Here is a 9,756-nt window from a genome sequence, read left to right as displayed (position 1 = left end):
AATCTCGATGAAAATTTCCGCCCTACCCGGGTCAGTTCTCAGTGAAAATCAACAGACAGACGACAGCGGTTGGTAAGCTGTTTGTGATGAAAAAACCCTCAAAAAATAAAACTTTTTAGAGGGGAAATGGATGTGCTGCCGTTTTTTGCAATCGCTTCAAATTTGAGCAAAAGGGAGTGTGTGGCCAGAGAAAAGTAAGAGAGCTGCCCCTTTTGCAAGCCACCATAAATTTCTGTGGATTATATTTTCTTTCACCAGAAAAATCGATAATTACTTAAAAATAGAACCTGCTCTAAAAGTATTCACAACAAAATTCATGGCTATTTATGGCGTTCTTCAGGGCTCTTGCGCTTTTTGTGAAAGAGGAGAATGAACCCGCACACCGTAATGTTTGGAAACCATGACCATGTTTATTAATATTTTGAATACAAACTTCGCTCTTGTTGTTGACTATGCATCTACAGCAGCCATGTTCGCGTTTCTTCCTGCTGTGGCAGCGCTTATGCTTGCAACCGTAACATCTGACCGTCTGGCTTAAGGGCCTGTTTCACACTCCCTGTTCCGGGTAAAGAGGGCGCACTCCCCCAAGAGGGGCGTTGCCCGATTACAAGCCGGAAGAGACATGGCAGACCTTTTTGATGCCCACCATGTGGGTGACTCTCGCCCCCTTACCTTGTCGCAGGATGTTGTCAGCACGGCCACGTATGGTGGCCCTGACAAATGTTACCGTTACACGCTCAAACGCGTATGGGATACCTCACTCCCCTCTGTAATGTGGTTGATGATGAACCCCTCTGTTGCGACAGAATGTGGTGACGACCGGACTGTGGCAAAGTGCCAGCGCTATGCCCGTGCCTGGGGGTATGGCAGCATTCTGGTGGGCAATACTTTTGCCTACCGGTGTACGGATCAGGAGCGCCTGACAGAGGTGCCAGACCCTGTTGGTCCGGACAATGACGCCGCCTTACTGGCTATGGCGCAGGAAGCCGATAGGGTTATTGCCGCCTATGGCACACCTCGTATCAAAACGCTTCTGCCGCGTGGGCCGCAGGCTGTGCAGATGCTTCAGCGCCATAACATTCCTGTTTATGCCATGAAAGTGGGGGTAAATGGCCGCCCCTGCCACCCGCTTTATCTGCCGGGTAGTTTGCAGCCAACTCTGCTGCCAGAGGGCTGACGGGCTGCTCTGCCATGCTTCCCGGTTGACGAAAGCGCCGCTTCAGTATCCGATTGGGCCAGAAACACGGTGCGCTGCCGGACTGAGGGTGGCGCTACCGTCTGGCATGGAGAGGGGAGCCAGCCCCGCAAAGGGAGAACAGCATGACAGGACCAGCACCCGAACACCCTTACGCTCCGGGAAGCGCACAGTTTGAGGCAATGCTGGACCGTTTGGGTGAAGTGGCCGTGCGCACGGGCCTGAATGTCGCCCCCGGACAACAGGTTATAGTGACAGCCCCATTGGAGGCCGTGCCCCTTGTGCGCCGTGTCACAGAACATGCTTACAAGGCCGGGGCATCACTGGTTACCACTTTCTATTCGGATGAAGAAAGCACTCTAGCCCGCTATCGCTACGCGCAGGATGACACGTTTGATACGGCTGCGGAGTGGCTGGCTAAGGGTATGACCGAGGGGTTCCGGTCCGGTGCCGCCCGTATGGCTATTACCGGGTCCAACCCGGCGCTGCTGGCCGGGCAGGATGCGTCCCGTATTTCCCGCGCAAGCCGTGCGGCCTCCCGCGTGAACCGGCCCGCAATGGAAATTATTACAAATTTTGATGTGAACTGGAACATCGTGGCCACGGCCACTCCGGCATGGGCCAAACTGGTGTTTCCTGACCTGCCAGAGCAGGACGCAGTAGCACGCCTTTGGCAGGCCATTTTTGAAGCCTCCCGCCTTACTGGCAAAGACCCAGTGGCAGACTGGGCAGAGCACAATGCCACGTTGCACAAACGGGCCGCCTTCCTGAATGATGTGCGCTATTCAGCGCTGTATTTTACCGGCCCCGGCACTGACCTGAGGGTAGGTCTGGCGGATGGCCATGAATGGGCCGGTGGCTCTGAGGCCGCAGGCAACGGTGTGGTGTGCAACCCGAATATCCCTACGGAAGAAGTTTTTACAACACCGCACCGTCTGAAGGTGGACGGCTATGTTGCCAGTACAAAACCGCTGTCCCACCAAGGCACTTTGATTGACGATATTCGGGTACGCTTTGAAGGCGGAAAAATTGTTGAAATGCACGCAAGCAAAGGCGAAGACGTATTTGCGCGCGTGCTGGACACGGATGAAGGGGCCCGCCGCTTGGGTGAGGTCGCACTTGTCCCGCATTCTTCGCCCATTTCCAGCAGCGGTATCCTGTTTCAGAATACACTGTTTGATGAAAATGCCGCCAGCCATCTTGCTATTGGTCAAGCTTATACCAAGTGTATGCAGGATACAGCCGGGCAGGATGAAGCGGCTCTTGCTGTACGTGGTGCCAATAACAGCATGATCCATATTGATTGGATGATTGGCTCTGCCGAGATTGATGTGGATGGTGTGGCAGCAGACGGCAGCCGTGCACCGCTTATGCGCAAGGGCGAATGGGTTATTGCATCCTAACGGAGAAGTTTTAAAAATGTCTTATACTAAAAAAAGCGTTTCATTTGTTAGCCAGTGTGCGGCTGCTGTTCTGACAGTCGCTCTAGGTGCTCATGCCGCCTTGGCGCAGAGCACCGCAGTAACAGGGCCAGCTCAAGGTGCACAGCCGACCCTGTCGGACGAGCAGGTTAAGACCTTGCGTCATGATATGGAGACAGCATTACATTATCCGTTGAAAGCGGATGTTCTGCCACGGCTTACCAACACGCTTAAGGCCATTCATGCGGCCAACATTCAGCCCCCAGGGCGTGTTGGTATGTCTCTGGACGAGCAGATTACCATGGTTGAAAAAGTGCCGGGTCTGGATGCTATTCTCAAAGCCAACAATTTTACAGCACGTGACTTTGTGATGAGCCTGACCTGCGTTGGTTTGACGGGTAGCCTGATGAACGTGACTCCCAACCAGCAGACAGCGCAGATGGCACAGCCTGACCCCAAAAATGTGGCGCTGTTAAAAGCCAACCAGACAGATTTGCAGGACCTGATTGCTGTTTTGCGTACAGCACCGGCACAATAATGGCACGGCGAGCCTTTGTGTAAGGCTCGCCTTTTCAAGCCAGAGGTCGTTTGCGGCTACGTGTTGGCTGACATTACAAGTTTTGTAAGAGCCCTCAGTTCAACAGTGATGTGGCTTATCCGGGATGGCGAGGGACTGAAGCGTTCCTGCCATTCTGAAATCTCCAAAATCCATATCCAGTTTGTCAGAAACACCATTGGCAAAATAGCGCATGCCCATCTCGTAGTCAGGCAACATGGCGCGGGCTGTAGTGTTGAAAAAAGCCACATGCACCCGTGTGCTTGGCAGGGTTGCCACTAGGGGCGATGGAGCTTGCGCTGCACCGACTTTGTTCCACCCATGAGTGGAAATATAGGTGTATTGCGCGCCATCTTCATCAGTGCCGTCAAACAGCATAGGGGAGAGGTCGGTTTTTCCTGTTTCCGCGGCTATCAGAATGGCGGCCGTATGCGCCATGGGAAACAGGGTGTTGGCGGGGAGTTTTATCGTCTTTTTAAGGGGTTTTTCGTACTGAACTTCCCCACCGTTGGGTGTCAGGGAGGCCTCTCCAGATACTATTTGCAGAGTGGCTCCATTTGATTTCTGCACGGTGCGAAACGCCATATGGTGGCCGTCTTTGCTTTCCAGCGTGGTGTAGTCAGACACCAGATGCACGGTGCCCTTGTTACGGGTGGCGCTTTGAATATCCAGATGCTGCTGGGTTGACCATGCTGTGCAGGTATCGTGCACAGTGTAGGTCATCGTGCCACTGGCAGACAGCGTATCACCGCCGGATACCTCTGCAAGGCTCAGCTCATACTGTGCCCGTTGCCCCGTGAGCTGCACAGCGGGGGCAGTAGTGGGGGTATCAGCACAGAAGGCAATAGAGGGAAGCACACAGGAAATGGCTGCCAGCAGGCCAGCTTTTATGCCGCGAGATGCTGCACTGCGCGGAGAGAAAGAAGGAGTGGCCTTAAAGGCGGCTGAAAGGCAGGGCGGTAATCCGATCATGCCTGACAGCAAAGAGCATCCGGCGTGGTGGTGCAACCACCCCGGATGCGAAAAGACGGCAGTTTAGTCTTTTTTGATAACAGGTTTGGGCTTTGGCAGATCCAGCGCCAGAGAGAGTTCTTTCAGGCGGGCTGGTTCAACCGTTGCCGGAGCGCACATCATCAGGTCTTCACCCTGCTGGTTTAGCGGGAAAAGAATAACCTCACGAATGTTGGGCTCGTCAGCCAGCAGCATGACAATACGGTCCACACCCGGAGCAGACCCACCGTGCGGTGGTGCGCCATAGCGGAAGGCATTGAGCATACCCCCAAAGCGCTCTTCCACAACGCTTTCCGGATAGCCGGCAATTTCAAACGCGCGGATCATGACTTCTGGCAGATGATTACGGATAGCGCCGGAAGACAGCTCAATACCGTTACACACAATGTCATACTGATAGGCGTTGATTTCCAGAGGGTTTTTGCTGTTCAGCGCGTCAAGCCCACCCTGTGGCATGGAGAAAGGGTTGTGTGAGAAGTCAATGCGACCGGTTTCCTCATTCATTTCGTACATCGGGAAATCGGTAATCCAGCAGAAACGGAAGGCATTCTTTTCAACAAGGTCCAGTTCTTCCGCAATGCGCGTCCGCACAAGGCCAGAGAGCTTCACAACATCATCGCCCTTACCAGCGGCAAAGAAGACGGCGTCTCCTGCTTTCAGGCCCATTTTGGTGCGAATGGCCTCTACGCGGTCAGCTTCAAGGTTTTTGGCAATCGGGCCTTTGCCACCATCTTCTGCAAAAATGATGTAACCTAGGCCACCAGCACCGGCTTCGCGTGCCCAGTTGTTCAGTTTGTCAAAGAACCCGCGTGGTTTATCGCCTGCACCGGGGGCGGGAATGGCGCGAATTTCGCCACCGTCGGCCGCAATGCGGGAGAACAGCCCAAAGCCGGAATTTGCAAACTCTTCTGTTACGTCAGAAATCAGCAGCGGGTTACGCAGGTCAGGTTTGTCAGACCCATAAACCTTCATGGAGTGCGCGTAGGGAATACGCTCAAAGGGGGCCTGGCTGACGGTGCGGCCATTACCAAATTCGGTAAACAGGCCGGACATGACATCTTCCAGCGTGGCGAACACTTCGTCCTGCGTTGCAAAAGCCATCTCGAAGTCGAGCTGATAGAACTCACCCGGTGAGCGGTCAGCGCGGGAGGCTTCATCACGGAAGCAGGGAGCAATCTGGAAGTAGCGGTCAAAGCCTGCCACCATGGCAAGCTGTTTGAACTGCTGTGGAGCCTGTGGCAGGGCGTAGAACTTGCCGGGGTGCATACGGGCGGGCACCAGAAAGTCACGCGCACCTTCCGGGGAGGACGCTGTGAGAATGGGGGTCTGGAGTTCAATAAAGCCCAGATCCGTCATGCGGCGGCGCATGCTCTGGATAACGCGGGCACGCAGCAGCATGTTGCGGTGTACGCTGTCACGGCGCAGGTCAATGTAGCGGTAACGCAGGCGCAGGTCTTCAGGGTAGTTTTCGTGGCCAGCAACCTGAAAAGGCAGCACGGCGGCAGCGGACTGCACCACAAATTCCTGCGCGCGCACTTCAATGTCACCGGTAGCAAGGTCGGGGTTGCGGGTGCCTTCGGCGCGTTCAACCACATCACCGGTAACCGTAATCACGCTTTCAACGCGGATGTTTTCGGCTGTGCTCAGCGCCGGAGCACCTGCCGGAATAACAATCTGCGTCATGCCGGTTTCGTCACGCAGGTCAATAAACAGCAGCCCGCCGTGGTCCCGCTTGCTATGAACCCAGCCAGACAGGCGGGCTGTGGTGCCGGCATCGCTGGCGCGAAGGGCCGAGCAGCTATGGGTACGGTAAGGGTGCATGGTCTCGTCCTGAATTTTGGCCCGCTGCGCCTGCCGCGCAGGGGGCGTTTTGTGCTCTAGGTTGCTCTTTATGCGCGGGAGGAAGCCGGGGCGCTACCCATCTGTCAAGATCAAGGCGTTAATTCACCCACTCATGGCGGCATGAATAGCGTTTGCCAATGCCTTTATGGCCTCTGGCTTGGCATCCCACCCGAACAGGAAACGGGCTGCGCCGCCAAACATGGTATAGAATCGCCAGCCCTGAGCACGCAGGGTATTAGCCGCCTGTTCCGGTAACAGCAGGAAAACGCTGTTGGTGTCCACCGCCCATGCCAGACGCAGGTTTGGTACATCAGCAATGCTCTGGGCAAAGAAACGGGCGCTCTCATTAGCGTGGCGGGCATTTTCAAGCCACGCACCGTTTTTAATCATGCTGAGCCATGGGGCGGAGAGAAACCGCATTTTGGAGGCCACTTGGCCGCCCTGTTTCGCCCGTTCTGCAAAGCCCCGAGCCAGACTGCGGTCAAAAAATACAACAGCATCCCCCACGGCCATCCCGTTTTTGGTGCCACCAAAGCTGAGCGCATCTACCCCGACTTCCCAGGTTATGGCGGCAGGTGTGCAGCCCAGAGCGGCAACAGCATTGGCAAGGCGCGCGCCATCCATATGCAGCTTCAGCCCATGCTCCTTACAGGTATCAGACAGTGCCTTGATTTCTTCTGCTGTGTAGAGCAGCCCGTTTTCAGTGGGTTGGGTAATGGTCACAACGGCTGGGGCGGAAGCCTGAAAACTCTGCGTTTTGCGGCAGCAGAGCTTGATGGCGGCAGGGGTTAGCTTTCCTTCAGGGCAGGGTGGGGTCATCACTTTGCTGCCGCCAGTAAAGAACTCCGGTGCACCCCGTTCGGATGTCTCAGCGTGGGCAATGTCGGTGGCAATAATGCTGCAATAAGGTGGGCAAAGTGTTGCGAGTGTCAGTGCATTGGCGGCTGTACCGTTGAACACGAAAAATACCGCAGCATCGGTGCCAAAAAGGGTGCGGATGGCATCTTCCGCCAACCGAGTCCACGGGTCGTCCCCATAAGCGGGGGTGGAGCCCGCGGCGGAAGCACGGGTAATGGCCTCCAGCGCTTGCGGGCATATACCGCTGTAATTGTCGCTGGCAAATTGCTGGGGTGGGGCGGTGTCTGTCATTGTAAACCAAGGGCTTGGGGTCAGGGTATAAGGGCGGCAAAGGCTCGGCCCGGCTGTGCTTTCTGGCTGGCATGGCGGCTGGCCTGCGTCAATGCACCCCACGGCAGCATTGCTTTAAGGGCAGTTTTCCGCTAAGGGCACCGCACCGTGCAGGCACCCCTGGAGGCCTGTATGTTTTGGTTTTAGGAGAATTCAACGTGTCCAAAATTACATCTATCCAAGCTTCAGTGCGCGCGAAGGCTGGTAAGGGGGCAGCGCGTGCAACGAGGCGTGCTGGTCTGGTACCGGCAGTTGTTTACGGTGCTGGTAAAGAACCTGCCCTGATCGCACTCGACCCCCGTATCGTGATCAAAGGCATTCAGGCTTCTGGCTGGCGCTCACGCGTTTACGAAATCAAGGTTGAAGGTGGCTCCACCGAGCGCGCCCTGATTCGTGACATTCAGCTGCACCCGGTTAAAGACACACCGGAACATGTTGATTTCATGCGTCTGGCAGCAGGCCAGCGCGTGACCGTTGAAGTCTCCGTTCACATCAGTGGTGAAGACAAGGCTCCTGGCCTGAAGCGTGGTGGCGTGCTGAACGTTGTGCGTCACACCGTTGAAGTTGAAACCGATGCAGAACACATTCCGGAATTCTTCTCCGTGGATCTGTCTACGCTCGATATCAACGACAACGTGCGTTGGGAAGACCTGAAGGGTACGGAAAACGTAACCCCCACAAACCACACACCTAACTTTGTTATTGCGACCATCGCTGCTCCAAGCGTTGATGAAGCTGACGAAGAAACGGAAGAAGCTGCTTCCTAATCTGTCAGGACAGTTTTTCTGACCTGATGAATAAGGGTGGGGGTACATGCGTGGTGCATGTGCCCCCGGCTTATTTTATAACGATACAGGACCAGTGATGTTGCTCTGGGCCGGGCTTGGTAATCCTGAGCCGTCCATGCGCCGACATAGGCACAATGTTGGCTTTATGGCTGTAGAAGCCATTGCCGATCGCTATGGGTTTTCACCGTGGCGCTCCCGCTTTAAGGGCGAGACGGCAGAAGGCCGTATTGGCACGCAGCGCGTTTTGCTGCTGCGCCCCATGACTTACATGAATCGTTCTGGCGATAGCGTGCAGGAAGCGGCTGCGTTCTATAAAATAGCGCCGGAGCAGATTACCGCCTTCCATGATGAGCTGGATCTTGCCCCCGGCAAGGTACGTGTAAAGCGTGCAGGTGGGGCTGCTGGCCATAATGGCCTGCGCTCAATGGACAAAATGCTTGGCACCCCCGATTACTGGCGGGTGCGTATTGGTATTGGGCACCCCGGGGCAAAAGAACGCGTGCATGGGTGGGTGCTTGGTAATTTTACAGAGACAGACCGGCAGGACTGGCTGGAGCCACTGCTGGATAAAATGGCGGTCGCCGCGCCGCTGCTGGCCGATGGCCAGCCAGAAAAATTCATGACGCAGGTTGCGTTGCCAGAAGGGAGTAAGGGCTGATGGGGTTTAACTGCGGTATTGTCGGTCTGCCTAACGTGGGCAAGTCCACACTCTTTAATGCACTAACCGCAACGGCAACCGCTCAGGCTGCCAATTATCCGTTCTGCACGATCGAGCCTAACGTGGGCCGCGTGGCTGTGCCCGACCCCCGGCTGGAAAAGCTGGTTGAAATTGGCAAGTCACAAAAGACAGTCCCCACCAGCCTTGAATTTGTGGATATTGCGGGTCTGGTCCGTGGCGCCTCCCGCGGGGAAGGGCTGGGGAATCAGTTTCTGGCTAATATCCGCGAAGTTGATGCCATTATTCATGTGCTGCGCTGCTTTGAAGATGACGACATTACGCATGTTGAAGGTGGCGTCGACCCCGTGCGTGATTCCGAAATCATTGAAACCGAGCTGATGCTGGCGGATCTCGACTCGCTCGAAAAACGCCTGCCCGCTCTTCAGAAGCGCGCCAAGAATCGTGATGCCGAGGCTATGGCCCAGCTTGCCGTGGCAGAGCCACTGATTGAAGCTCTGAAAGAGGGCAAACCTGCCCGTACAGCCATTCCGGCAGGGCAGGAAGAAGCTGTAAACCGCTTGCAGCTTATGACCACCAAGCCAGTGCTGTATGTCTGCAATGTTGATGAAGACTCTGCATCCACCGGCAACGCGTTTTCTGCCGCAGTCAAAGCCAAGGCCGATGCAGAAGGCGCTGCCGTTGTTTTTGTGTCCGCAGCGATTGAGGCGGAAGTCAGCCAGTTGGCGGATGAAGAGCGCCGCGAGTTTCTGGATGGTCTGGGGCTGAAAGACAGCGGGTTGGACCGGGTGATTGCCGCAGGGTATGGCCTGCTTGGCTTGCGGACCTACTTTACCGTAGGCCCCAAGGAAGCACGCGCATGGACCATTACCGCAGGCACAAAAGCGCCACAGGCAGCGGCTGTTATCCATAACGACTTTGAGCGTGGGTTCATTGCCTGCGAAACCATCGCCTATAAAGACTACGTTCAGTATAATGGTGAGGCCGGGGCCAAGGAAGCGGGACGCCTGCGGATTGAAGGCCGTGAGTATGTTGTGCAGGATGGTGACGTTCTGTTGTTCCGCTTTAACGTATGATCC

10 protein-coding genes are annotated in these 9,756 nt (G+C 55.6%); 7 read left to right on the top strand and 3 right to left on the bottom strand.

What is annotated here, in order from left to right; translation table 11 throughout:
- Positions 1–400 precede the first annotated feature (400 nt).
- The 4 genes from ACTIDN_RS10760 (at position 401) to ACTIDN_RS10745 (ending at position 3,154) form a co-directional block, all read left to right on the top strand.
- Positions 401–538, top strand: a complete 138-nt coding sequence (locus tag ACTIDN_RS10760; protein WP_415508617.1) for a hypothetical protein — start codon at positions 401–403, stop codon at positions 536–538.
- An 84-nt stretch (positions 539–622) separates the two neighbouring features.
- Complete coding sequence (locus tag ACTIDN_RS10755) at positions 623–1,177, top strand: DUF1643 domain-containing protein (protein ID WP_441377041.1); 555 nt, start codon at positions 623–625, stop codon at positions 1,175–1,177.
- Between the two features lie 143 nt (positions 1,178–1,320).
- On the top strand, positions 1,321–2,598 hold the full coding sequence (locus tag ACTIDN_RS10750) for an aminopeptidase (protein ID WP_441377040.1): 1,278 nt from the start codon (positions 1,321–1,323) through the stop codon (positions 2,596–2,598).
- A 16-nt stretch (positions 2,599–2,614) separates the two neighbouring features.
- Positions 2,615–3,154, top strand: a complete 540-nt coding sequence (locus ACTIDN_RS10745) for a hypothetical protein (RefSeq protein WP_441377039.1) — start codon at positions 2,615–2,617, stop codon at positions 3,152–3,154.
- 99 nt (positions 3,155–3,253) lie between these two features.
- Here the strand turns inward: ACTIDN_RS10745 and ACTIDN_RS10740 are convergent, their stop codons facing one another.
- The 3 genes from ACTIDN_RS10740 to ACTIDN_RS10730 all read right to left on the bottom strand — a co-directional run bounded on the left by ACTIDN_RS10740 (position 3,254) and on the right by ACTIDN_RS10730 (position 7,174).
- Complete coding sequence (locus tag ACTIDN_RS10740) at positions 3,254–4,144, bottom strand: cell envelope integrity EipB family protein (RefSeq protein ID WP_441377038.1); 891 nt, start codon at positions 4,142–4,144, stop codon at positions 3,254–3,256.
- A 63-nt stretch (positions 4,145–4,207) separates the two neighbouring features.
- Complete coding sequence (gene aspS, locus ACTIDN_RS10735) at positions 4,208–6,004, bottom strand: aspartate--tRNA ligase (RefSeq protein WP_441377037.1); 1,797 nt, start codon at positions 6,002–6,004, stop codon at positions 4,208–4,210.
- A 123-nt stretch (positions 6,005–6,127) separates the two neighbouring features.
- A complete protein-coding gene (locus ACTIDN_RS10730) occupies positions 6,128–7,174 on the bottom strand; it encodes a threonine aldolase family protein (protein WP_441377036.1) in 1,047 nt (348 codons plus the stop codon).
- Between the two features lie 197 nt (positions 7,175–7,371).
- Here ACTIDN_RS10730 and ACTIDN_RS10725 point away from each other — a divergent pair, with 197 nt between their 5' ends.
- From ACTIDN_RS10725 to ychF, 3 genes are all read left to right on the top strand, one after another.
- Positions 7,372–7,980: a 50S ribosomal protein L25/general stress protein Ctc gene (locus ACTIDN_RS10725; RefSeq protein WP_441377035.1), complete on the top strand. Its 609-nt coding sequence runs from the start codon at positions 7,372–7,374 to the stop codon at positions 7,978–7,980.
- A 97-nt stretch (positions 7,981–8,077) separates the two neighbouring features.
- Positions 8,078–8,659, top strand: a complete 582-nt coding sequence (gene pth, locus ACTIDN_RS10720; RefSeq protein WP_441377045.1) for an aminoacyl-tRNA hydrolase — start codon at positions 8,078–8,080, stop codon at positions 8,657–8,659.
- Entirely contained in the window at positions 8,659–9,753 is a 1,095-nt protein-coding gene (gene ychF / locus ACTIDN_RS10715; protein WP_441377034.1) for a redox-regulated ATPase YchF, read from the top strand. The genes pth and ychF overlap by 1 nt, the downstream gene beginning before the upstream one ends.
- Positions 9,754–9,756 lie beyond the last annotated feature (3 nt).

It is taken from the genome of Acetobacter sp., from assembly GCF_052102375.1.
GTDB lineage: Bacteria > Pseudomonadota > Alphaproteobacteria > Acetobacterales > Acetobacteraceae > Acetobacter.
The sequence above is the reverse complement of the archived record's forward strand: the minus strand, read 5'-3'. Positions and strand labels throughout refer to the sequence as shown.

What these genes read in the sequence shown, in the direction of transcription:
- ACTIDN_RS10760 (WP_415508617.1), top strand. Translation starts at nt 401, where the DNA reads ATGACCATGTTTATTAATATTTTGAATACAAACTTCGCTCTTGTTGTT.
- ACTIDN_RS10755 (WP_441377041.1), top strand. Translation starts at nt 623, where the DNA reads ATGGCAGACCTTTTTGATGCCCACCATGTGGGTGACTCTCGCCCCCTT.
- ACTIDN_RS10750 (WP_441377040.1), top strand. Translation starts at nt 1,321, where the DNA reads ATGACAGGACCAGCACCCGAACACCCTTACGCTCCGGGAAGCGCACAG.
- ACTIDN_RS10745 (WP_441377039.1), top strand. Translation starts at nt 2,615, where the DNA reads ATGTCTTATACTAAAAAAAGCGTTTCATTTGTTAGCCAGTGTGCGGCT.
- ACTIDN_RS10740 (WP_441377038.1), bottom strand. Translation starts at nt 4,144, where the DNA reads ATGATCGGATTACCGCCCTGCCTTTCAGCCGCCTTTAAGGCCACTCCT.
- aspS (WP_441377037.1), bottom strand. Translation starts at nt 6,004, where the DNA reads ATGCACCCTTACCGTACCCATAGCTGCTCGGCCCTTCGCGCCAGCGAT.
- ACTIDN_RS10730 (WP_441377036.1), bottom strand. Translation starts at nt 7,174, where the DNA reads ATGACAGACACCGCCCCACCCCAGCAATTTGCCAGCGACAATTACAGC.
- pth (WP_441377045.1), top strand. Translation starts at nt 8,078, where the DNA reads ATGTTGCTCTGGGCCGGGCTTGGTAATCCTGAGCCGTCCATGCGCCGA.
- ychF (WP_441377034.1), top strand. Translation starts at nt 8,659, where the DNA reads ATGGGGTTTAACTGCGGTATTGTCGGTCTGCCTAACGTGGGCAAGTCC.